This is a genomic window from Sediminibacterium sp. FW305-C-269, from assembly GCF_058231045.1.
Map to the genome: position 1 here is coordinate 816,034 of NZ_JBIQXQ010000001.1, position 24,895 is coordinate 840,928.

19 protein-coding genes are annotated in these 24,895 nt (G+C 44.3%); 9 read left to right on the top strand and 10 right to left on the bottom strand.

Features of this window, described 5'->3' with window-relative positions; genetic code table 11:
- Position 1: 1 nt before the first annotated feature.
- The 3 genes from ACH3Y6_RS03495 to ACH3Y6_RS03505 all read right to left on the bottom strand — a co-directional run bounded on the left by ACH3Y6_RS03495 (position 2) and on the right by ACH3Y6_RS03505 (position 1,735).
- Positions 2–427: a hypothetical protein gene (locus ACH3Y6_RS03495; protein ID WP_490834187.1), complete on the bottom strand. Its 426-nt coding sequence runs from the start codon at positions 425–427 to the stop codon at positions 2–4.
- A 163-nt stretch (positions 428–590) separates the two neighbouring features.
- The gene (locus ACH3Y6_RS03500; protein ID WP_490834188.1) at positions 591–998 is read right to left on the bottom strand and encodes a DUF302 domain-containing protein; all 408 of its coding nucleotides are present in this window, start codon (positions 996–998) and stop codon (positions 591–593) included.
- Between the two features lie 86 nt (positions 999–1,084).
- Positions 1,085–1,735 carry an START domain-containing protein gene (locus tag ACH3Y6_RS03505; RefSeq protein WP_490834189.1) on the bottom strand — a complete coding sequence of 217 codons (651 nt, stop codon included), beginning with the start codon at positions 1,733–1,735 and terminating at the stop codon, positions 1,085–1,087.
- A 177-nt stretch (positions 1,736–1,912) separates the two neighbouring features.
- Here ACH3Y6_RS03505 and ACH3Y6_RS03510 point away from each other — a divergent pair, with 177 nt between their 5' ends.
- Positions 1,913–3,442, top strand: a complete 1,530-nt coding sequence (locus ACH3Y6_RS03510; RefSeq protein ID WP_490834190.1) for a family 16 glycosylhydrolase — start codon at positions 1,913–1,915, stop codon at positions 3,440–3,442.
- A 130-nt stretch (positions 3,443–3,572) separates the two neighbouring features.
- Complete coding sequence (locus tag ACH3Y6_RS03515) at positions 3,573–5,030, top strand: glycoside hydrolase family 30 protein (protein WP_490834191.1); 1,458 nt, start codon at positions 3,573–3,575, stop codon at positions 5,028–5,030.
- Positions 5,031–5,102: 72 nt separating this feature from the next.
- Here the strand turns inward: ACH3Y6_RS03515 and ACH3Y6_RS03520 are convergent, their stop codons facing one another.
- Positions 5,103–7,865 (bottom strand): TonB-dependent receptor, encoded by a 2,763-nt coding sequence (locus ACH3Y6_RS03520; protein WP_490834192.1) that lies wholly within the window; start codon positions 7,863–7,865, stop codon positions 5,103–5,105.
- 353 nt (positions 7,866–8,218) lie between these two features.
- Positions 8,219–9,289, bottom strand: a complete 1,071-nt coding sequence (locus tag ACH3Y6_RS03525) for a S8 family serine peptidase (RefSeq protein WP_490834193.1) — start codon at positions 9,287–9,289, stop codon at positions 8,219–8,221.
- Positions 9,290–9,756: 467 nt separating this feature from the next.
- On the opposite strand from ACH3Y6_RS03525, the gene ACH3Y6_RS03530 reads away from it, so the two are divergent.
- From ACH3Y6_RS03530 to ACH3Y6_RS03545, 4 genes are all read left to right on the top strand, one after another.
- Positions 9,757–11,151, top strand: a complete 1,395-nt coding sequence (locus ACH3Y6_RS03530; protein ID WP_490834194.1) for a hypothetical protein — start codon at positions 9,757–9,759, stop codon at positions 11,149–11,151.
- A gap of 296 nt (positions 11,152–11,447) precedes the next feature.
- Positions 11,448–12,614, top strand: coding sequence for a helix-turn-helix domain-containing protein (locus ACH3Y6_RS03535; protein ID WP_490834195.1), 1,167 nt, complete (start codon positions 11,448–11,450; stop codon positions 12,612–12,614).
- Between the two features lie 46 nt (positions 12,615–12,660).
- Positions 12,661–13,593: a hypothetical protein gene (locus ACH3Y6_RS03540; protein ID WP_490834196.1), complete on the top strand. Its 933-nt coding sequence runs from the start codon at positions 12,661–12,663 to the stop codon at positions 13,591–13,593.
- A 65-nt stretch (positions 13,594–13,658) separates the two neighbouring features.
- Positions 13,659–14,165, top strand: coding sequence for a hypothetical protein (locus tag ACH3Y6_RS03545; protein WP_490834197.1), 507 nt, complete (start codon positions 13,659–13,661; stop codon positions 14,163–14,165).
- A 138-nt stretch (positions 14,166–14,303) separates the two neighbouring features.
- On the opposite strand, the gene ACH3Y6_RS03550 is transcribed toward ACH3Y6_RS03545, so the two are convergent.
- The 4 genes from ACH3Y6_RS03550 to ACH3Y6_RS03565 form a co-directional block, all read right to left on the bottom strand.
- Positions 14,304–15,917 carry a sulfatase family protein gene (locus tag ACH3Y6_RS03550; protein WP_490834198.1) on the bottom strand — a complete coding sequence of 538 codons (1,614 nt, stop codon included), beginning with the start codon at positions 15,915–15,917 and terminating at the stop codon, positions 14,304–14,306.
- 396 nt (positions 15,918–16,313) lie between these two features.
- Positions 16,314–17,099 carry a DUF4249 domain-containing protein gene (locus ACH3Y6_RS03555; RefSeq protein ID WP_490834199.1) on the bottom strand — a complete coding sequence of 262 codons (786 nt, stop codon included), beginning with the start codon at positions 17,097–17,099 and terminating at the stop codon, positions 16,314–16,316.
- Between the two features lie 20 nt (positions 17,100–17,119).
- Entirely contained in the window at positions 17,120–19,258 is a 2,139-nt protein-coding gene (locus ACH3Y6_RS03560; RefSeq protein WP_490834200.1) for a TonB-dependent receptor plug domain-containing protein, read from the bottom strand.
- Between the two features lie 276 nt (positions 19,259–19,534).
- The gene (locus ACH3Y6_RS03565) at positions 19,535–20,029 is read right to left on the bottom strand and encodes a hypothetical protein (protein WP_490834201.1); all 495 of its coding nucleotides are present in this window, start codon (positions 20,027–20,029) and stop codon (positions 19,535–19,537) included.
- A 588-nt stretch (positions 20,030–20,617) separates the two neighbouring features.
- Between ACH3Y6_RS03565 and ACH3Y6_RS03570 the strand changes: the two genes are divergently transcribed.
- Positions 20,618–21,502, top strand: coding sequence for an alpha/beta fold hydrolase (locus tag ACH3Y6_RS03570; RefSeq protein WP_490834202.1), 885 nt, complete (start codon positions 20,618–20,620; stop codon positions 21,500–21,502).
- An 867-nt stretch (positions 21,503–22,369) separates the two neighbouring features.
- A complete protein-coding gene (locus ACH3Y6_RS03575) occupies positions 22,370–22,855 on the top strand; it encodes an ester cyclase (RefSeq protein ID WP_490834203.1) in 486 nt (161 codons plus the stop codon).
- On the opposite strand, the gene ACH3Y6_RS03580 is transcribed toward ACH3Y6_RS03575, so the two are convergent.
- A complete protein-coding gene (locus ACH3Y6_RS03580; protein ID WP_490834204.1) occupies positions 22,856–23,776 on the bottom strand; it encodes a helix-turn-helix domain-containing protein in 921 nt (306 codons plus the stop codon).
- Between the two features lie 438 nt (positions 23,777–24,214).
- Between ACH3Y6_RS03580 and ACH3Y6_RS03585 the strand changes: the two genes are divergently transcribed.
- A complete protein-coding gene (locus ACH3Y6_RS03585) occupies positions 24,215–24,694 on the top strand; it encodes a YybH family protein (protein ID WP_490834205.1) in 480 nt (159 codons plus the stop codon).
- The last annotated feature ends 201 nt before the right edge of the window (positions 24,695–24,895 follow it).

Below are 24,895 nucleotides of genomic sequence, written 5' to 3' on the forward strand. Positions count from 1 at the left end.
CTTACAGCAGTTTCATTCCATAATGGCCAAGTGTGGTAAACAGGGTGCATCGTACGATCACGCCCAGGCTGCACCATAGTACCATTTTATTAACGGGAACGTTGAAACCTACCCCTACACCAATGCTGATGGGGGCGCCTACTGTCATGGTGCCCAGGAATCCCAATCCGGCAACACCATATTTCTCCCAGATGCGTATGATCATCCCGGTCTTTGGTTTTTCTTCTGCCGGTTGTTTCCTGTATTTGTTCAGGACCTTACGCACCTGTTTGCCCAGGTAGGCGGCCACGAATACGCCGATCAATCCACCAACGATACTGGCCAGGCCGATCACGTAAGAGGGCAGTTCAAAAGCGAACCCGGCCGGAATGGCGGCGTATACTTCAAAAGTTGCCAGTGCAACAACGGTTGCTATTTTCAATGTCATAGGATCCTGCTTTGCCACGAAGATAGCGGAACAAACTGCTGGTAAAACAGCCGGAACCGGTGGAACCATCACTTTAACATTCCATAAATTTCAGAACCCTTTTTCATGAAAAAGCCATTCGCCCAGGGGGTGAATGGCTGGTAAGACCGGGTATGAAAATGTATTATGCCAGTAACGCCTTCATGATCGATTGGATGGACTGGTACATGGCAGTAGCTTCTTTAAAAAGTTCCGGATCACCCTCAACCATTTTGAGCAGCGGTTCCATATTCATGGTAGATACCACGGTTTCACCGTTCTCTTCATATACGGCGATCCTGCAGGGCATGAATGTGGCAAAACCCGGGAAAGCGGTCAGCATTTTGGAAGCCATGGGGGCACGGCAGATCTCGAACACATGAACTTTGCGCTCAATAGGAAAACCCTTGGTCTGCAGGATCTCGAAGAAATCATAACTGTGCAGTACGGAGAATTTGTTTTGTTCAGAGGCTGCTCCCACCAGCGCTATGACCGCTGTAATGGGTTTGGCTCCGCTTACCTGATAGGTGAATGTGTTGGCTGTTTGGGTCATAGGTTATTTTTTACAAAGGTAAGCAGGGGTGCAAGAGTTATTTGTAACAATGGTTACATAGCCGTAGAATATGATCACCACCTGCGCTAGTCTTTGATAAAAGCCAGCTGGGCAGAATGGTAGATCGGCTTTTTGACCTGCTCCCGCAGATTTTTAAAAGACTCATAGGGGCCACGTGCGGCGAACAGGTTTACCAGCCAGGCGGGTAACCAGCCCCCGGGGTCAACCTGCAGCACATATTCAATTCTGGTTAGCCCGTTGTGCAGCGGTGTGATCAGCCATTTACCGGAAGACTGTTGTATGCGAACAATATTTTTCTTTTCAGGCAGGTAAGTGGGTTTGTTCTGTGCCAGTATGGTAACCGCTTTGCTCTGTACATCCTGCGAAATGGCGATGCTGATGATGAAATCACGGTTTCGCGCGGGCCATGGCAGGCTTACCTCTGAATAATAAATGACCTCTTCCGGCGACACCTGTTTCAGCAGGCTGCATGTTTTGGTGGCATATACCCAGTCCTGCGTACTCTTTACATCCATCAGCACTGCGGTCAGTTTGCTTAAGGGAGCGTCGACCGTGCAAACGGTCTTTACCGCTTTAAAACGCGAACCATCCAGGTTTTGTGTATACACCTGTATGCCATCTTTTTCAGCATATAATTTCCAATTGTTCTGGGCAATGAGAGATGCAGAAAGGCCGAGTAACGCAAAGAAGAGCAGGGGGAGTGATTTTTGCCACATATAAGAACCCATTTATCTAATAACAGGTGACCAGTGCTTTTGTTTATCTGTGATCGTCATTTTTAGAGAGAGATACAACGGAATATATTCTTGTTTTATTCATATGGCCAGCGGACTCGGTATTGTTTTATTTGATAAGTTTGGTCCTCTTTATCTATCACTTGAAATCATATCCTTATGCGTTGTATTTCCCTGTGCCTGTTGCTTTGTTCCGGTGTTACGGCTTTTGCTTTTAACAGTGCAGCTCCGGCTGCAGATGCGTTTGCCCCTGGTCCGGTAGTAGCACATCGCGGAGCGTTCAAATTGCACCAGTATCCGGAGAACTCCATCGCATCTTTACGTGAAGCCATCCGTTTGCAATGTGCCGGTTCTGAATTCGATGTACGGATGACTGCCGATGATTCGCTCGTCATCAACCACGACCCCGAGTACCATAAACTCCCGATCGAGAAACATACCTATGCGGAACTGACGGCATTCCCCCTTGCCAATGGCGAAAAGCTGCCTACCCTGCGTGAGTATATCCTGGCAGGTATCACCAACAATACCACTACAAGACTGGTTTGCGAGATCAAACCTTCACCTGAGAGCAAGGAACGCGGGCAGCTCATTGCAGAAAGATCGGTACAGCTGATCAACCAGCTGGGAGCAGAGAAGAAAGTGGTGTATATCAGTTTTGATTATGACATCCTTAAGAAGATACTGTTGGTCAATCCCAAAGCCAACACCCAATACCTGAATGGCGATATTGCTCCGGAGCAGTTAAAAAAAGATGGGGTGGCCGGCGCCGATTATCATTATTCCGTATTCAGGAACAAACCCGAATGGATCGGGCAGGCAAAACAAAACCAGATCGTACTCAACGCCTGGACGGTGAACGATACAGAAACCATGGACTGGCTGCTGGCCAATGAATTTGATTTCATCACCACCAACGAACCCGAACTGCTGGCAGAGCGTGTAAAACAGTCGCTCACCCGTAACGGCTGGAAACTCAGCTGGAGCGATGAGTTCGACTACAAAGGACTGCCCGACAGTACCCGCTGGGGTTTTGATGTGGGAGGTCATGGCGGTGGCAACAATGAGCTGCAGTACTACACGGATAAAGACACCCTGAATGCCAAAGTGGAGAAAGGCGTACTGAAGATCACCGCCCGCAAAGAGACCAAGGAGAACAAAGCCTATACTTCTGCCAAACTGGTAACAGATAAGACCGCCTTATTCACTTATGGACGCATAGAAGTGCGCGCCAAACTGCCTGCCGGCAAAGGCACCTGGCCCGCTATCTGGATGCTGGGTAAAAATATTCAACAGGCAGGCTGGCCCGCTTGTGGTGAAATAGATATCATGGAACATGTGGGATATCAAAAAGACAGCATTTTTGGAACCATCCACAGCGAAGCCTATAACCACATGAAAGGAACGCAGAAAGGCAGGAGCATCTACACGGCAGATCCTTATGATCGTTTTCATGTATATGCCATTGAGTGGACCAAAGAGAAGATCGATTTCCTGATGGATGGTGTGGTATACAACCATATCCGCAACGAAGATAAGAGTACCAAAGAATGGCCCTTCGACCAGCCTTTTTACCTGATCCTCAATCTGGCCATCGGTGGTAACTGGGGTGGCAAATACGGGGTGGATGATTCCATTTTCCCGGCAACGATGGAAGTGGATTGGGTCAGGGTGTATACCCGTAAATAACCAGACATAGTACCTGGTCCCTTCAGGGGAATGACAAAAGTCATAAGCCTGCTGTATTTGATACGATACATTTGCCTGCATTGATCAGCAGGCAGACATACATACTGCTGTGTTCATTAAAAACCATGTTATGAAATCCATCCTTACCGCCTCAGTTTTCCTGGGGGCCATCGTATGTTTTGGTCAGTCCAAAAAAGTGCCACCTACACCACCGCTCAGTTATCTTGGTAAAACAGTCACGGTATACACCACCGCCGCCAATACGGACCTGCGATTGTCGCAGACGGATAAAGTGGTCTTTAAAGAACTGGCTCAACCTACTGAGGGAGAGATCAGTGTGTTTGTGGATCCCACCAAGACCTTCCAGTCTTTCATGGGTATCGGTGCGGCTTTGACCGATGCCAGTGCCGAAACCTTTGCCAAACTCTCCAAAGAAAAACAGGAAGAGTTTCTGACCGCTTATTATGATGTGAACAAAGGCATAGGCTATACCCTGGCCCGCACCAATATCCACAGCTGCGATTTCAGCAGTGGCAGTTATACCTATGTAAAAGAGGGCGATGCAGACCTGGGCTCCTTCAGCATAGATCACGACCGCCAGTACCGGATCCCTTTCATTAAAAGGGTGATCGCAGCTGCGGGTGGAAAGATCACCACATATGCCAGTCCCTGGAGCCCGCCTGCATTCATGAAATCGAATAAAACCATGTTGCGTGGCGGTAAACTGTTACCGGAATACAGGCAGAGCTGGGCCAGGTACTATACCAAATTCATTAAAGCCTATGAAAAAGAGGGCATCCCTATCTGGGGCATCACTATTCAGAACGAACCCATGGCCACACAGAAATGGGAGTCCTGCATTTTTACTGCCGAAGAAGAAAGGGATTTCCTGAAGCAATACCTGGGCCCAACCATGGCACGCGAAGGACTGGCCGATAAGAAGATCGTGGTATGGGACCATAACCGCGACCTGATGTTTCACCGTGCCAACGTGATCTTTGATGATCCGGAAGCGGCGAAATATGCCTGGGGAATGGGCTTTCACTGGTATGAGGACTGGAGTGGCGGATTGCCCATGTACGAAAATGTGGGACTGGTACAGAAAGCCTTCCCCAACAAGAACCTGCTGTTCACAGAAGGCTGTGCCGAAAGTTTTGACCCCACCCGTTACCAGTTCTGGGGACTGGGCGAGGAATATGGCCGCTCCATGATCAATGATTTCAACAATGGATCCGTGGGCTGGACAGACTGGAATATCCTGCTCGATGAAAAAGGTGGTCCCAACCACGTTGGTAATTTCTGTTTTGCTCCGGTCCACGCAAATACGCAGGATGGTAGCCTTATCTATACCAACTCGTATTATTATATCGGTCATTTCTCCAAATTCATCCGCCTGGGCGCCAAACGCATTGGAAGTGCGGCCAGCAGAAGCCAGTTGTTGACCACGTCATTCATCAATAAGGATAGGAAAATAGCAGTGGTGGTGATGAACCAGAGTGACAAAAAACTGGATTATAATATTTGTATTGGTAAAAGCGCGGCAGTGATCACTATTCCGGCGCATGCTATCCAGACCCTGGTACTATAGAACGGATCGCCTGTACCCAATAAAAAAGCACCATACTGTTTTGTATGGTGCTTTTCTAATTTAATGAGGGTGTTAAAAATTGATATCGATCCTGCCGAACAGGTAACGGCCATTGCTGCCGAACTGCAGGGCACTTCTGGAGTACACGAACTGTCCGGAGTTGCTGTTGCCAGCTATCGCGATCTTGTCGGGATAGATGTCCAGCAGGTTGTTGGCGCCGATGGTCAGGTTGGCGATCTTGCTGAGTTTGTAACCGATGGAAAGATCGGTCACCCATTTGGGTGTATAGTATTGCTGGTTGGCAAGGGTATTGGTGGCTTCGATCACCCCGCCAAAATAATTGTTGCGGAGGAAGAAGTTGAATTTGCCGATACCGTAATTCAGGGCCAGGTTAGCCTTGGTGTTGGGTACCGCATTTTCCAGGTACACTTTGCTGGAGGCGCTGAAGTAAGTGCTCTCCTTACCGATGAGTTTGCTGGAAACATTGATGGGACCTACCTGGTTGGTCTGTGAGGCATTGGCCGCAAAGTCGGCGCTCAGGGTACCCTTACCCAAACGGGCCTTGTACGAAACGATCAGGTCAATACCCCTGGTCTCTGTATTGATGGCATTGGCAAAAAATGCGGCACCGGTTGCGTTGGCCAGTGATAACAGCTGGTAGATCTCTTTGTCAACAGGAGAGGCGGTGGGTGCATTACTTCCCGTGAACTGACCGGTATAGATCACGCGGTCGTTGATGCGGGTATAATATCCATCCAGGGTCACTTTCAGTTTACCGAAGCTGCCTGTGAAACCAAGACTTACGCTTTTCGATTTCTCAGGGCTCAGTTTGGGTATACCCAGCAACTGTGCAGGTCTGCTGTCGTTGGGGAAGGTGCCGATCTCGTTGGCCACACCGCTGGTGAATACCGTTGCGGTATTGGCATAGTAGCGTTGCTGTAAAGAAGGCGCACGGAAGCCGGTGCTGGCAGAAGCACGTATGCTGAAGGTCTTGTTCAGTTTATAACGGGCAGCGATCTTACCATTGGTGGTCGAACCAAAATCACTGTAGTTCTCGTAGCGAACGGCGGCATCTACCAAAAAGGCTTTACTGAAATTCAGTTCAGCATCGGCATAGATGCTGGCTGCGGTGCGGTTGGCATTAACCGCGTTCTCTGGCCGGAAGCCGGGGAACACCTGCGCGCCACCGGGCCTGGCAGAACCATCCGGTCCGAACAGGGTATTCACGGAACCGGTGAAATCCGGAACCAGTATCGGGTTACCATTGGCATCAATACCTACCTGGCGTGCAAGGCCATAATTGGCGTATGAATTCTGGTCGCCGGCTTTTAACTGGTAGTTCTCAAAACGGAACTCACCACCGAAAGCCAGGTTGGTTCCGCTTAACCAGTCCAGGCTTCTGCTCAGGTCAACATTGGTGGTGTTCTGTGTGAACTTAGGACCACCTGCATTGAAACTGGTAGGCGATGCCTTGCCCAATGAAGCGTTCAGGGAATTCAGTACACTGAAATTGAACTGGTTCTGTCCGTAAGTGTTGCTGAAATCCACATTCCATTCGGCTATCTTGCCCCTGATACCGGCAGCCAAAGAACGGTCGTATGCATCAGAGCCAATATAGGGAAGGAAACCCAGCGGGTAGATCTCCAGGATATTCCTTGACTCGTTGGGTAAACGATAGAAACCACCGGATTTACCCTTGCGGTAACCCAATCCACCGAATGCATAGAATTCTGCACCGTTGTTCAATGGGATGGCGGTGTTGAAAGAGAATTGGCCGCTGGTATATTTCGATTGGCCCACTACCAGGCTATAATCCTTTCTGGTGGTATTGGTAGCCACCAGGAAGGAATCGGTCCTGTCAACACCACCGGGGTAACGGCGGTAGATCACATCGTTTCTTGCGCCACCGCGGTCGGTGGGTTTGCGGTCATCAAATGAGCCGGAGAAATTGATGTAACCACCCTTGCTGCCCAGGGCCAGGCCCAGGTTCAAAGCAACCTGTGTGTTTTGTCCGTCGTGGTACGACTTGCCGTTGGATTTGGAATTGTATTCACCCGAAGTAACAGAAGCGGATAATTTATCTACGCTTTTCTTCAGCACTACGTTGATCACACCGGCTATCGCGTCGCTGCCATATTGTGCAGAAGCGCCATCACGCAGGATCTCGATCCTTTCGATAGATGAAACGGGGATGGCGTTCAGGTCGGTTCCTACACTGCCTCTGCCAAACGTACCGTTCACGTTGATGAGTGCCGAGTTATACCTTCTTTTTCCGTTCACCAGTACCAGTACCTGGTCAGGTCCCAGTCCGCGAAGCGAGGCCGGGTCCACGTGGTCGGTACCATCGCCCAGGGATTGTGTATTGGAAGTAAAGGAGGGCGCTGCAAAATTCAGGATCTGGTTCAGGTTCACCTGGGCGCCCACACCTGCCAGTTTCTTGATGTCCAGCACATCGATCGGGACCGTGGTCTCCAGTTGTGTTCTGGGCGTGGAGCGGCTGCCCAGCACCACTACTTCGTTCAACACGGCGCTTGCTTCCAGGCTAAAATCGATCACGGAGGTCTCACCTGCGGTGAGTGTTACCGTTCTGGATTGCTGTTCAAAACCGGTATAGGATACCGTGATGGTATATTTTCCGGGGGTCAGTGATACAGTGAATACACCCTGTGCGTTGGTGGTGGTGCCGGTCTTGCCCACACGAACGGTGGCATCGGCCAGCGGATCCTTGCCCGATCGTACAGTTCCTTTCAGGGTAGCGGTTTGGGCAAATACCTGCACCGATACAAACAGGAGCAGGAGCGTTGTGAGATTTCTGAGAATGTTTGGTTGCTGCATAACAATAGATTTTGTTACCGCCGAGTGCTGCAAAAGCAGTCTCTTCCGGTAAATAATAAATGAAAAAATAAATGAGAATAGTGGTAACGTGGCAATCAGAAAAGCGTCAACATCGAAACTGTGGGTACATATCGTGGTACATAGAACAGGTTTTGATAATGGAGGAGCGAATGTAGGGGATTTTTACAAACCCACCAAAATGATAGACTAATGGATACATACTTATTTCCTTTATCGAAAATCGAGGGATGAACGGCAGAGGGCCCATGGGGCAGGCCACGGCACTTGACATTGTTGAAACCATATTGTATTTTACCTGAACCGCTAACGAAGATCTTATGGAACAGAACCCTTTAACAGAACGGCTTCGTTCTCTTACCCTTGTGCTGGGTGTGGTGCAGGTGATCACAGGTTGTTTGGCCGGTCTGCTGCCACCCGATGCCGTAGCATGGTACCGGGGTATTGTGATGGCGCATATACAGTTCACGTTCAATGGCATCCTGCAAAGCCTGCGAAAAACCGCCGCCACCCCAAGAGTTGTTGGTAGCAACAATATTCAGTCCTTTCTTTTTCAGATCGGTAAAATAGTCGACCGCTTTAATGGCATTGGCGGTGGTACCCCCGCGTGAGCCGAGGAACTTGGCAGAAAGCAGGGAAACATTCCAGTTCACACCCACTACGCCTTTGGTATTGGCCCTGGCGCCGATGGTGCCTGCCACATGGGTCCCGTGGTCATCGCCGGTGCCATCAAAAATGCTGTTATCGTTATTGGCAAAATCCCATCCGTATACATCATCCACATAACCGTTGCCATCATCGTCTACGCCATTGCCGGGGGTTTCATAAGGATTGGTGGCGAAGTTGCCGGTGATATCTTCATGGTTGTACATCACCCCTTCATCAATGATGCCGATGTATATGGTACCCGAGCCTGTTTTGTTGTTTGCCCAGGCAGAAGTGGCTTCACAGCCGAACCCTGATCCCATGCCCCATAAAGAGCCGTTGGTTAAATAGGGGTCTGTACTGGTAGCTGAATGCTGGTAAACATAATTGGGTTCGGCAAACTCAATAATGGCATCGCCTTTCAGTTTGCTGATGGCAGCCAGCGCATTCAGGTTACTGTGTACCAGGAATACGCCGGTTTTTCTACCACCTCTTTTCATGGCATTAGTATGGATATGTTCCAGTACCGAAGCGCCGATGGCGTTGAATGCCTGATTCCTTTGCACATCACTGGTATTGTCTTTGAACTGGATCAGTAATTCGTTGGGTACGGTTTCGTAACCGCCTTCCTGCGTAGCAACGGCACTGTTGAGTGCGGCATTGGCGGCATCCGTTGCCTGGGTGGCATCTGCTCCCGGGTCTATCGTTTTGGTGCAGGATAATGCCAGGCAGCAGACAAGGAGATAACTGATTTTTTTCATGCTTTGCTAAGGTTTAAATGATGTATGTCTAAAGTAGCTAAATCTTACAAATTAATATGTAGGTATATCTAGGTATCTATTCAAAGAATTTCTGACCGGAATTTTGTTTAATAATATGATAAAAAAAGAAACATTTTAATGAACACCGAATGGCTCGTTCTGTACAAGTGTTTTATCTTCAATATCTTAAAAGGAATTCCAGATCCTGCCGGTGAAAAACCACTGCCGTAAAATGGTAAGCTCCTGGTAACAGGAGCTCACATAGAATTATTCCCCCAAATAATTCACCCGGCTAATATAAGGTTGCCTGACTGCCATTGCTGACAGATGCGCAACTTAATCAATGAATTTTCAGTGAAACGCGTTATTTCTTTTTAAATTATTGTTAATCAATATTTAAATACATTTAATATATATTAAATGTATTTAAATATAGTTTGTATATACTACCCTAAAACCTGTTGTATATGAAGAGGTTTTTCTGTTTTTTCCTTTCTCTGCTGTTATCGATGCAACAGGGTAGTGCCCAAAAGAGCCTGCTTCGTTTGTTTGGGACTGATACGGGCTACCTTTATCTGAGGGCGGTGGATCCGGTCAATAAAATGATCCCCTTTGCAAAAGAGCTGAACTGTTCTGATGCAAGACATCACTATTTTCTGAAAAATGGGGAACTCTATGTACAACTGGACGGCTCGGGTAAGTTATTTGTATGGGATAACCTCGCCCGGCAACCCCGTCGGTTGGATGCCACCTGTTATGAGGGCTATAATTTCGGCGCCTATAGTTTTATCCGCAACAATAGGTTTTATAGCCTGGGCGGCTGGGGCTTCTGGCAGTTCAATGGCGGACTTCGTTATTATTCTGAGCAATTGAAGGAATGGTCCGTTATCCCGCTTAATAAAGAGGTTCCGTTTTCGCAAATCATCAATGCGTTTGTGTATGAGGATAACCGGGCCGGATTGGTCTATGTAGCTTACCTGCCTTACCCGAATTCCTATGTGCAGAATAAAAGGGATAATGTGGGCGACTCCATGCTGGTGCAATGCCTGGATCTTAACACCAACAGCTGGTGGGATAAACCTAAATTATTATCACCGGGTCTGCAAGCCAAGACCCTTGGTTTTGCACCGATCCTGCTTCCGGGGATAGGATTGATTTTGCCTGCTAAAGAATACCTGAGCCTGCTGGATTTTAAAAATAACCGGCTTTATAAATTAAACACAGGTTTTGCCGAACAGATATTGGATGCACAGGTAAAGAACAAGAACGGTTTTTATGTGGTAAAGGATAGCAGTATGTTCTATTATAATCCCACAACCGACTCCATTACCACCCTCCGCCTATCGCGGACAGACCTGGTTACTACAGACATACCGCCGCTCAAGACCCTTCCGGAACCTTTTCGTCCCAAACTGATCTGGGGGATCGTTGTAACGGCCATTTTGTTATTTACAGCCGGTTTTACAGGCCTGCTGTATCTGCATCAGCGAAAGAGGATGCAGACCCTGCAGCTTGCATTATCCCAATCACAAAAGCTGGGTAGGGAAGTGATGGTTGATAAGGACACACCATTTTCAGATAATCTTACCAGCCAGGAAAGATCAGTACTTGAACTGCTCATCCATAAATCCAACCAGGACCTGCCTACTTCCATTGATGAGATCAACCGGGTATTGGGGGTAAAGAACAAGGATGTAAGTATACAGAACAAACTCCGGTCAGATACGCTGCAGATGATCAACAGGAAATTCAGGGTATATGCAGCTTCGCAGGATACATTAGTGGAACGGGAAAAAACAGAGCTGGATAAACGTGTATACCAGTACCGGGTCAATGAGCGCTACCTGAATAAAATAAAATAGCAGCATGCAGCAAGAAAAGTATTTGGCACAGCAGGGTCCTGTACCTGCCTTGTTGGGTTGCGGGGTTATAATGCTGTAAAAACAGAATAATATGGAGATTTATTGATAGCTCCCGGCATAAATCGCGGTTATCTTAGGACATGCCGTAAGTGATATTTTTTAGAAAGAAGGGACTATGGAGCACAAAATTGTCAAAAGCCGGGGAGCATTGCAGTAGATCAAAAAGCAACTACTTATCATTATTGATACACTTACTACTTTATGTGTGTCAATGATTTTTAAACATCAGGCAAACTATGTTTTTGATAGCCTCTTACCTCTGTTTTCTAACCTGTGCACTGGGTGCTATTTTTTCGCTGTATTTACAGTTGCGTTTTCCCCGGTTCCGGTCTACCTATCTGTTACTGTCGGTCATTTTCTGTTTGTGCTGGATCGAGTTCTATATGTTTGCCCTGAGCTCGCGGTATATTTTACAGATGCCTTTTCTTTTCCGGACAGCTTTTCCTTTCCGGGCCCTAGCCCCGGTATTGTTATGGCTGTATGTATGGGCCATGTTGCATCCCAACCGGAAGTTCAGTAAGGTTCAGCTATTGCATTTTATTGTACCGCTGATCATTACACTGGGCCTGCTACCCGATTTTTTGAAGCCGGTGGCCTATAAAATGGAAATGCTGCAACATTTTTATAGCCAGAATAATTCACTGATGAAGAAAAACGCCGGCATCTTTCCTGCCGGTTTTATTCAGCCCTTTCTACTGTTCTTTGGATTGGTCTATGTGGTGGTTTCCATCAGTTATATCATCCGGTACAGCCAACGAAAAGCCGCCCGGTTCAGGGAGGTGAATAAGATCCTGCTCCGCTGGATCTTGCTGGTAGCGGTGGTGATCACCATTTTCATCCTGCTGCAGGCCATACAATATTTGAGTTTGCTGTTGAAAGGAGATTTCAGCGTGTTTGCCCAGCTGGGACAAAGCATTTCATTGATCACCCTCAAAGTGTATTTACTGGTAAATCCCCTGGTCATAGAGAACATGGATGGCTGTATTGAAGTGCCGGACGAAATACCGGCCTCCCTCCCGGATATGGCGGATATCTTACCCAGGGTCATGGAGCCGCATGCAACATCGCCTGGTTACCGTGAGTTGCATGCATTTTTCCAGGTGGACAAGCGGTTCAGGGATCCCGAGCTGAGCCTGGCAGCTATGGCCGGGCAGCTTTCTATGTCTAAGAATAAGTTGTCTCAATATCTGCAGCAATATTATGGAATGGGTTTCCCCGAGATCGTTAACCGGTTCCGGATCCACCATTTCCTGGAACTGTTGAAAGAAGAGGATTCCCGCCTGCTCAAAATGGAAACCCTGATCCTGGAATGCGGCTTTCAGCACAAGACCACTTTTTACCTGGCTTTTAAAAAAGTGCTGCACACCAACCCTTCCACTTACCTGAAGCAGTACAGAAAATAGGAAATTACCTGTTTACTGCACCAAATAAGGGCGAATATGCACTTATTTGGCTTGCAGATTCTCGGTATTTACAGATGCCAGGTTGATTTTTGGTATTCACCAAAATCAACCCAATGATAAGACTCGCAACCGTTACAGCCAGGGATCCATCGGCAACCGCATCAGCTCCCTGAGCTTTACACAGCCTGCCCCATTGTTACTGACCATTGCCAAAACCTTCCCATTTTTTAAACCATTCAACCACTACATTATGAAGAAGATTCTTTTTTTAGCCGTCCTGGTACTGATTGTTTGTCAGTCTTTTGCGCAGGAAACCAAATTATTGAGCTTTGTGTTCAGGGTCAAAACCAATTCATCGGAACTGTTCGAGCAAAAAATGGCCGCTTTTGCCAAAGCACATTTCAAAGGCAATATGGACTTCCGGGTGCAGCAGGTATTCGGGGGTAAGAATGACGGCAATTTTGTGATGTCTGCCAGTAAACTCACCACCCTGGGTTATTACGACGGGGCTGACTACGAAAAGGAAAGCAAACCTTTCTGGACAGCTTTCAACAAAGAGATCAGGCCACTGATAGAAGACTTCCACATGGACTTCATGAACTTCCATAGTGAATACAGTTCTGCTGCCCAGAAAGCCTATGCAGCCAAAAACGTGGCTACCGAAAGAATCATCAGGGTAGGTAGGGTGAACGATTACCTAGCTTTGCAGACAGAGGCCAAAACCGTTTGGGAAAAAGCAGGCGTGCACATTGCCCTTTACCGGAACGTGACCGGTAATACCAACCGTTTCATCTCTATCCGCCGCTTAAGCAAAGGATGGGCAGAACTGGATCCGGGGGGTACTCCACTGTTCAAAGATGTATTTGTTCAGATGTATTCAGAAGCCAGGTACAATGATTTTATGAAAGCGATCAATGAGTGTACCGAATCGGTAAATGTGCAATACCAGTATTTCAGGGCAGACCTGAGCAATAAATAAAGATCCCGCAACCTGTTGCGAGGTACACAACAGGTGAGTTCATTTATCAACCAAACCAAACCAACATGAAAAAGTATCTCTTTTTTTTATCGGGAAGCTTATTGTTATTGGCTGTGGCTTGTAAGCAGCGTACAACAAATGTTGTTGTTACTCCTTCCAGGGCCTCTTTCGCCAATGCGGGTCCGGATGTAGACCAGTTAAAGAAAATGTTTGAAGCCTATGCTAAAGCAGACTGGGCTACTTACCGTTCCTGTTTTACAGATAGCGCTTTTTCTGTTTATAATCAGATGGCCACCGACACCAACATTCAAAAAATTCCTGTTGATACCGTGGTTGCCCATCACAGCAGAGATCGTGAAACGACCTGGGAAGGGATGTCTATCAATACGCCTATCTATGAAGTGGTAACCGATACGGCCGGCAACAAGTACGGCCATGTCTGGTGTAAACTTTCTACCAAAAACCGGAAGACCGGTAAAAAAGCAGACCTGACCCTATTCGGATCCTATGGTTTCAAAAACGATAAAGTTGCCTGGGAATGGGTGATCTTTGATCGATTGGGATTACAATAAAAAATTAAAAAGCCTGCTTTACAGAAAGCAGGCTTTTTAATGAGTGTAAGCTACCGGTGTGGGTGTCTGCCAATCGTAACAGAACGGGATGGATCACTGAAAATTGCGTTGCTTTTTCACCTGATCTTTCGGAAAGAGCTACTCAGCAACCTTCTTTTTTGGGAGGAGTTTCCGATCATTCTCATCTGAATCTTTATACTGCTTTCTCAATGCTTCCAGTTTCTTTTGCATCATTGCCTTCACTGTTGCGTAAGCCGGATCCTGGTATACATTCTTCATCTCTGAAGGATCTTTCTGCAGGTCGTACAGCTCCCATTCATCCACATCGTAATAAAAATGGATAAGCTTATAGCGACTGGTACGGATACCGTAATGCCGTTTTACCATGTGTATGGAGGGATATTCGTAGTAGGTATAATACACTGCATCACGCCACTGCTTTTCTTTGCCGGCGGCCAGTTTCCGGAAAGAACGGCCCTGCATTTCTTTCGGAACGGGTACGTTGGCATAATCAAGCAGGGTAGGTGCAAAATCGAGGTTTTGCACCAGCGCATCAGACTTGCTGCCGCCAGGTATTTCTGCAGGATAGCGGACCACCAGTGGTGTACGCAGTGATTCCTCGTACATGAACCTCTTGTCGAACCAGCCATGTTCGCCCAGGTAAAATCCCTGGTCTGAAGTGTATACCACAATGGTGTTTTTATCCAGTCCGTTCTCCTTTAAAAAATCAAGCATACGGCCCACGCCCTCGTCTACGGCAGCCACAGAGCCCATATAGTCCTGCATATAACGCTGGTATCTCCAGTGCATCAGATCTTCCTGTGTCATGGAGGGGTAGTTCTTTTTGAAGGCTTCCATGATCGGGTTGTAAACACTGTCCCAGGTGGCGCGCTCTGCAGGTGTCATCCTGCCGAGGTTGTTGTTATAGGCGTTCCTGTCCCAGCCCATATAACCCTTCAGACCCAGTTCATCGAGTATGGCGGGAGGTACCTTGTTATCGCCTGCCCAGTTCATGTGTTTGAGGATATTCATTTCGGCTGATTTTGCCGAGGTGCCCCTGCCGGCAAAATCATCAAATAAAGTACGGGGTTCCGGGAATTGCATTTGGGTATAAGCTGCAATATGCCTGAGGGCAGGCAGCCACTCGCGGTGAGGGGCTTTCTGGTGGTAGAGCAGGCAAAAAGGTTTGTTGGTGTCGCGGTTTTTTACCCAATTAATCGCCATATCGGTGGTCAGGTCGGTTACATATCCCTGCACCTGTTGCTTGTTGCCGTTGATGATGAAATTGGGATTGTAATATTCGCCCTGATCGATCAGTACGGCGGAATGATCAAAACCCTGGGGTATTCCATCCATGTGTATCTTTCCTATGAGTGCGGTCTGGTAACCGTGTGACTGAAGTTGTTTGGCAAAATTATCCTGGCTCCAGTCGAAGCGGGCTTCGTTATCAATTTTCCCGTTGATAAAACTGTGTTTACCGGTAAGCAATACGGCCCTGCTGGGGGCGCAAAGCGAATTGGTTACCGTGGCCCGGGTAAACAAGATACCTTCTTTGGCCAGCCGGTCAATATTAGGCGTCTGGTTTAACCCATGACCATAGGCGCTGATCGCTTGATAAGCATGATCGTCACTCATGATGTACACAATATTGGGTCGTTGCCTTCCGGCTTCAGGCGATTGTGCCGTAAGGGATGATGCTAGCAGCAGGGCGGTAACTAGGGTAAAGAATGTCTGTAGACTACTCTGTTTCATAACTTTTTGAAGGGACTTGTCATTTAAAGATAATGATGTATCCGTACAAAATGACATTGGGTTCCCATCGTTCAGGTATTTATCAGGAAACCTGCCGAAACCCGGTCTGGACAATCGTTTATGAGCGTAATGTACCCAACCTTTCTGAAGGGGAATTATGTATTAGGATTGATAACGCAAGTTTCTGCAATACAGTGATAATTCGATAGGACCCAACGGGGGAAGCGCTTAGTGTAAATTAGGCTGGGTGTGCAGGAGGTTCTATCGCCGCGTTATTATACAATCATCGCTGTATAAATAGAGCGCTATAAGCGGATGAAGGAATGACCTGTTCCTTTAATAGTGTTACCTGCTGGTTATTGTTCACTGAACTGATAAACCAGGGATGCGTTCGTCTTACTTAATTACTGCGTTTTTTGTTTGCTTGCAATAAGCACTAAAATATCCTATTGCACCACCGGTAATATTCGTTACCGGATTCGTGGGGGTCAGGCTTTGCTGACCACTTACCTGATCTACATTGCCGATCTGTTTAAAGTATTGATAAGTGGATTTATCAATACACTGCATTTCAACACTCACCGTATCGTTCTGTAGCAGATCTGTTTTGTATAGTTCCACACTCTGGTAATTGCCGTTTGTGAAAATATCATCAAAAACATATATCGTATTTCTTTCTATACCGTTTACTTTTTGCAGGTATCTGTAATAGTTATCAGATAGATAGGGGTCCTGGAAATATAAAATGGTATGGTAATATTTATTTAGTCCAAACAATGACATATCTAAAAAGGCAATGGAATCCAGTTTCACGGGTAAGGGCATTTGACTCCTGGCTTCATATGTATTATTGCCGAGCTGTACCTGTAAGAAATATTCATGACCAGGATAGCCTTTAAAAGATTTCGCTATATAATTGCCGGGTTTCCATTCAGAAAGAAGAAAGGTTGTATTGCTGGTTACATCGGTAACCGCCACCCGGGCACCGGAAACGGATGGAGGCGGTTCGGTTGTAGATAGATTAACTGTTTCACTAATGATAACAGTAGCGGTTGTATCAATATTATTAACGTATCCCTCGATAACCATTTTCCTGTTATTCGTATTGATATCAAATGGTATCTGTTTTACACAGGCGCTTAACAGCAGTACAAAACAGGATAATTTAAGTTTATAGAACATATGCTGCATTACTTCTTTTGTCAAAATTTGAAATGATAAGTGAAGGATGGAACCATTTTGAATAAAGTGGTTTGCATGGCATTGGTTTTATTTGAAACAGTGGGATCATCTTCAAAAGTGATGCTGTATGCGTTTTCTCTGTTATAGGCATTGTATAACGAAAAGGTCCAGCTGCTTTCCCGCATTTTTTTACTTTTCATATGATAGGTAACTGCAAGGTCCAGTCTGTGGTAGTCGGGCATTCTTTTCTGATTGCGTTCTGTGTAGTAATAAAATATCTGGCCACCTATCCGGTATTTCCCGGAGGGAAAGGTTACCGGACTGCCGGAATAATAGATCCAGGAAGAGGATATTGTCCATCTTCTGTTCGGCTGGTAGATCAGAACCGCAGAAAGCTCATGAGGTCTGTCCTGGCGAGCGTTGAACCAGCGATTATTATTAATGGATGAAAACCGGCGCTCTGTTTTTGATAATGTATACGATAACCAGCCCGTTAAAACGCCTTTTTTCTTTCTAGCCAGAAATTCAAATCCATAGGCTCTTGCTTTGCCAAACGTTAACAGGGTCTCGATATCCTGGTTGGGAAGTAATTGCGATCCGTCTTTGTAATCAATCTGGTTTTGAAAATCTTTGTAATAGATTTCAGCAGAAAGTTCCAGGGTTTTATTACCTGTTTGACTGAAATAACCCAATGATACCTGGTCAGCTATTTCTGGATGTACCGTATTGTTTGTGGCCAGAAATAAGTCTGTTGGATTTGCGGATGTGGAATTGGATATCATATGAATATTCTGCACATTTCTGGCATAGGATATTTTCAGCACCCGGGTTTCATCAATGTCATAATTGATCGAAATACGGGGTTCCGGATTTGCCTCAGGTTTGCCAATTTGAAATGGTTTATAGTAGGCATAATTATACCGGTTTCCCAATGAATCGGTAGAATAATAATTCCCCGGTCCCATTATTGAAAAGAAGTTGTAACGGATCCCGTAATTAATGAGTGTTCTGTCATTAATTTTTTGAGATTTACTGAAGTAGAGGTTCCATTCGAGGTTACGCTTCATCTCCGGATCAAAGGAACTGAAACCGGATCCCATGGTTGCTTCCAGCGATACCGGACGTATGTTATGAGCCGTAATATCAAAGCCGAATTTTACTGTTTCTGTTTCGTTTTTTGTTTTTTGAAACTCCTGCTTTATTGTATAATCGTACAGGTCCGAGTAAACATATAAATTCGTATTGGAAGGCCGTAAAGAAATGTTATACTTATAGGTGCTGTATATGATCGATGTATTTGAAACGAGTTTACGCCTGAACTGATGCCTCCATCTTAGCTGATTAATTTTATTGCCATATTCAATGCCGAATATTTTTCCTAAAGAAAAATGATCATTGCCCTGGTAAAAATTCACAAACAGTTCATTCTTTTTATTCAGTCGCCAGTAAAGCTTCCCGTTATAATCTGTAAAATGTAAAGTGTTGTTCCGGATAGCCGGATCTTTGGAGAGCGCCAGGTACTGGTCGGGGTAGGACTTCCTTACGCTGAATAAAAAGGAGGCACGATCCTTAACGATTGGCCCCTCTGCCGCGATTCTGGATGCAATCAGTCCGATTCCCCCGGTAATTTTATAGGCGGCTGTATCTCCCGGATTGGTTTTGATATCAATAACAGAGGAAAGTCTGCCGCCATATTCGGAAGGTAATGCGCCCTTATAAATAGTAACATCATTCAGGATGTCCGAATTAAAAACTGAGAAAAACCCCAGCAAGTGTGATGGATTGTAGATAGTTGCACCATCTAACAGCACCAGATTCTGATCGGCGCTTCCACCTCTGATATATAGTCCGCTGGAACCTTCGCCGGCATTTTTAATACCCGGTAAGGTTTGTATTGACTTGAGAATATCCTTTTCTCCAAAAAGAACAGGTATGTTGTTAAACTCCGCAACTTTCAGTTTCTGGATACCCGCAAAAGATTTTTTGTCAGATCTGGTTAGCAGCTGTGATTTTACAAAAATCTCCTTGAGAACGGTCAGCCTGGGTTTAAGTAATCGTACAATACTTACTGAATCCCTGAAGCTGGTTATATAGAAGCTATCTGTGGTATAACCTTCTGTACTGATTATGATTTGAGTACTGCCGGTATTGGTCGGCAATAAAAATATACCATGTTGATCGGTTTGATAGTGATACAGCTTGTTTTTTACTTGTACCTCAATTTCTTTACCTGATAAGGGGGCTTTTGTCAGGGAGTCTTTTAAAAAGATACGGGTATCTGTTGGCGTTTGGGATTGTATTCGGGTAACTGTGCAAACAAGCAGGATAGCCAATAAAACTGATCGCGAAAACATTATTCTGGAGTTGGGGGTATCACAAAAAATTAAAGCACTTATTAGTAACAAGTGCTTTAATTTTTTGTGTTGTAATTGAGCTTATAAAGAACAACCAGGCGTTAGTTTTATATTGTCTACGGTCAGTGTTCCATTAGCATTTGATACGGTATGTATTTTAACCGCAACAGACACTTTATTAGCGGTTCCTTTTCCTTCAAGCTGGAAGCTGGTAGCAAAAGTTACTGCTTCACCTTTCGCTACATGAGAGTTGAGTTTAACGTCCAGGTTTCCATGATAACTGATATTGGGATCAGAAGTTGTAAACGTTAAGTTGCTTAACAATACATGTGCGTTAGCATTTGTGGTGTTTGAATTGGAAACAACATTGTAACTCACTAATAAATCGCCATCATTTAAAAAGAGCTCATTGTTTGAACAATCAAAAAAGCCAACGGTTGCTCCTTTTAAAGCAGACAGGTCCTCGTGGTAATTACCTTGTGCATTGGCCGGTGTAATAGACGGGATCTCCGGAACACAAGAAAACAATGTCAAATTGGTAGCTGCAAACAGACAAATTGCGAATAACTTTTTCATTTTTTATTTTAGATTTTGGGCAAATCTATCCGATAAAATTACTTTTAAATAAATGCATTATAGATTGACTTACAATTGATATAAGTTGACTAATAGTTTCTATTTTTTATTAAAAAAAGATTAAAAAACGGGATAAAAAATGTTACACAGGACCCATTTATGCATAATTAGTTGCTAATATGTAGTTCTAATTTTACAAAACAGAGCTATATGTTCTATTGTGTTGTAGTGTGATGTCTATTGAATTGCTGAAGTCGTCTACGTATATATTTTGTTTTAATATCTATATAATTATTCCCTCTATGATCGCATAGAATAGCTATTCCGTCAGTGTTCTGCCAAAATGGGATCGGTGTGGATGTTCCTGCAAATGTTCAACCTGATCCAAGCTTCGTATCTGCACGCAACCCGGAAAAGCTAACAGGATAGCGCATTTCTCAGGTGGGGCCGCAGACAGGATAAACTTCTTTTAACCATCCCCACCTGTTTAGCCATATATCAGTGGGGTAACCTGATCGATCCGGCAGACAGGCTTTTTTTGCTGAAATCAGGTTATTAAAAAGCATAAATTGATATAAAATAGCCATTATGAAGAAAATGATCCTTGTTATATTCATTATCAGCCTTTCCTGTCATGAGGCGTTTTCTCAGGATATTGAAGCCCTGCGAAAACAATATGAGGATATGGTAAAGAACACAAAAGTTCCTTACGGTAAGAATTCCGCGGTCGCTAAGTATTATAAGGTTCGTGGAATCAATATGTATACAGAAACGTATGGACAAGGAAAACCCTTGCTTTTGATTCATGGTAATGGTGGATCTATCAATAATTTCATTTATCAGATACCCTATTTTTCCAAATACTATAAGGTTATTGCTGTTGATAGCCGGGGCCACGGGAAAACAAAAGATGATGCAGATTCGCTTTCCTATGAAATGATGGCGGATGATTTTTCTGCGCTTTTGGATGCCATGAAGCTGGATTCGGTCTATGTGCTGGGATGGAGCGATGGAGGCATCAATGCAGTATTGCTGGCCATAAGACATCCGGGGAAAGTGAAAAAAATGGCGATCACCGGCACGAACCTATGGCCGGATAAAACGGCTATTTTTCAGGATGTGATAGAAATGATCACACCCAGCATTGAATCGTTGATCCAAAAAAAGGATAAAACGCCGGCGGAAAGAACAGAGGCAAAACTGGGCAAACTGTTGCTTACGCAGCCGCAAATTGCAGCATCCTCCCTGAACGCTATCCAGGCGCCTGCACTGGTAATGGCCGGCGACAATGATGTGATCAAACCGGAGCATACTTTGCTGATCTATCAAAATATCCCGAACGCCTATCTATGGATCGCGCCAAACTCAGGGCATAGCGCAGCCCTGGTTTATAAGGATGATTTTAATAAGAATGTTCATCAGTTCTTCAAGCATCCCTTTCGGAAGATTGAAAAAGCTGCCAGGTTTTTTTAGAGGATACAGGTTCCTTTTGATCTTAAATATGAGCGAGGTCTGAAAAAGGCATCTGTTCTTCGAAGAGCCTCCACTGGGGGCTTTTCGTTTTTGTAAGCGGTACATCCCTGTAACTTCCAGGCTATCTCCGGCTTGCAAGCAGCATTTTCCTGCTTCTCTATCGCGAGTTATACCAGTTAGATCTAACTGGTATAACTCGTATAAATGATTGATAGTTATTTCTTTGCCTGGCAGTCATTATTCAAAAAGGCCAAAAAACGAAAAACCGCAGGCAAAATGGCTGTTTTTGGCCGCTAAAAATGTGGATAAACCCAACTTATACTGAACTATCACCGGGTAGGCACCGGGAAGCAACCGGGAAGCGGTCGGGAAGTGACCGGGAAGCTACTGGGAAAGGAATGAAGAGGTGGGCGCTTTGAATTGGGAAGCAGTAGGGAATGAATCCTTGTGTCAGCTTTTTATTGCAGTAAGTACCTGGTAGCTGAGTTTTGCAGCAAATAAGCAGGTATTCATTGTTTTCCCCGAAAGTTCCCCTGCGGAAGACAGGTATGGCAAAGGAACCTCCTGTTATTTTCGTTGCCTGACCTGCAGTTCAAACACTCTACAGCAGACAATGATATGCCGGATGGATCTGATGGCAGGAAAAATGACATCTAATGGAATCGTTGGATGCTGGTCGGCGACCACCATCGGCAGGAAACTGTCAATGGGGGTCATTTTTTTAATGATAAAAACGACCTACAAGTATTTATTTTCATTGCTAAGTAAAAATGTTCCTATAAACGCAATTGGGAACATGTTTTGATACTTAATCTTTTTAGGGAAAAATTGACAGGTCTAGTTTTATGCTTCAATAAAAATGAATCTATGAGAAAAAAACATTTTGCCCCTGCATTAGTATTATGTGTAATGAGTAGCTTGCAAATTTTTGCACAAAAGGCTGACGTTGCAACCAGGAACATCAAATTTTATAGCCATGTTTGGGATGTTGCCATCAACGAAGGCAGGATAAATATCCTGGATACTGCTTACGCAGACAATGCAGTATTGCATACTGTACCAGAGACGAAAGGGAAAGCGAATTGTGTTGCGTATTATGCTAATTATGTAGCTGGGTTTTCCAATAGACAATTTATTGTTAAGGAAACTTTTGCCCAAGGGAACAAATTGGTAAAGTATTGGCAATTCAAAGGCAAGCATACTGGAACTTTCTTTGGGATCCCTGCAACCAATAAAGATGTTGATGTAATTGGCTGTACTATTGCAACAATTATCAATGGGAAAATTACGGAAGAGCAGGATTTCTTTGACAACCTTACTTTTTTACAACAACTTGGCTTAATCGCTAAATAATTATAAAGGTGTAATTGATTTTATATAAGCGGAAGGGGTTACTCCCTTTCGCTCTTTAAAAGCGTCAATAAATTTGGATCTGGAAGCAAACCCCGCGTTATTGGCAATTGCTTCGAGGGTTAAATTTTTAGATTCTCCGTAATCAATCAATTTACATACATAGTCAATTCTTAAACGTTTTCTCCACTCGCTGAACGTAATTGACAATTCTTTATTAAAATAGTTTGACAAAACTCTTTCCGGAATTTTTAAATCAAAGGACATTTGTGAGAGTGAGAACTCCTTTTGTATAAATGGGGTGGTTTTCAAATAATTTTCTATGGTTTTTTCGAAATCATAAACCGTAGACATTTCCTTTGTTTTCCTGGGCAGGTTAGATTTTATCTCTTCAATAATCGTATCCTTTCCTTGTTGAACTGAGTAAGATATGTTGCCGTAAAGAATCTTGGGGAATAGAAATAAAAATATATTTTGAAGAAAGAAGCCTCCTCCGCAAATACCAAAATAATTTTTTTCTGTAAAAAACTCTTTCGCAGGGATGCCAAACACAGTATAATGAAAATCATACAAAGTAGACATGTGCCCAATGCTATTCACTGCAATAACAATTTGAATCGTACCTAATAAATACACCCATCTTTTGATAATAGAATGATTGGATGGTAGTCTTCCAAATTTTCTCAATGTTTGTTTTCCGTGTATATAAAAATAAATAAGAGAGGCTACGGAATAAATAAACAAGTGAACTGATCGCGACAATAGAATAAACTCAAAAGAAACGAAATTAAAATCTAAGGAATAGTTCTCTGTTACATTTACAATTTCATGTGCAATTTGTTTCTTTTGTTCAAAAGGCAGGGTCGTAAATGGCAGACAATTGATAATTGTCAAAAATGCGGAATCAGATGAAGCCAATCCCATTTCCCCAATTTGTTACTATCTGATAGGGTGGTCTTAACATAATAAAATAGAAGTGGTCCTAATAAGTAAGAAAGCGGGAGCCAATTAACAAAACAAACGCCCTCCCAGAAAATGTCCTTTGTAAAATGTAACCCATAATATACCAATACCACCAGGTTGCAACACAGGAAAAAAAGTGCAAGAAAGTTATTGGATCTGTTTAAGGCACTTAAATAGTATAGAAGAATAAAGGAAGTAAAAATCCCAAATAAGGGGAAAAATATTGCCATAAATGGTTGATTATAAATTCAATGGGTATTAAGATAGTATAAAATCGATCAAGTTGTCATTTTAATACCCAATCTGTTCCCAAATACCCTTTTGGAACATTTAGGGATACGATAAATACGAATCTTTGATCTGAATATTTCATTTTTATATTTCAAAAAAAGTATACATATGAAAAGACTAATCTCCTGTTTTACCTTGGTAACTAGCCTTGTTGCTTGTCAGTCAAAAACTGAAATAAAACCTGCTTTTGATCCAATCAATGCCCAAAAAGAGATCAATGAAGTCAACAAAGCATTTGAAAATTATGTAAGCAACGGAGACTCGGTTGGCTTAGCAACTAATGTGTATACAGTTGATGCAAAATTTATGAGTCCCAATAATCCGGGGGCAGAGGGAAGACCCGCTATTATATCAGCTGTATCAGGCATTTTTAAGGCAGGCATAACTGGAATAAAACTGACTTCTAAAGAAATTTGGGGAGATGAAAATTCAATTATGGAAGAAGGTACTTTCGCATTAAACATCAAAGATGGCACTGTTATAGAAAAAGGCAAATATTTAGTGCTTTGGAAAAAAGAAGATGGTAAATGGAAGTTACATAGAGATATGTTCAACTCAGACTTGCCCGTGCCTTCTGTAAATAAGTAAATATTTTGTATTAAAAAGGGCCCCTGTTAATGGGAGCCCTTTTAATAAAGGCTACAACCAATTCTCACTCCTGTTTTTCTGACAAAAATAAAAAACCGCATAGACTCGCTCGCTCCCAGTAAAAGGGTCTATGAATTTCACTTCATAAACCCTTTACATGCATTCCTTTTCTAATAAATAGGGATAATACTTCCTGATTTT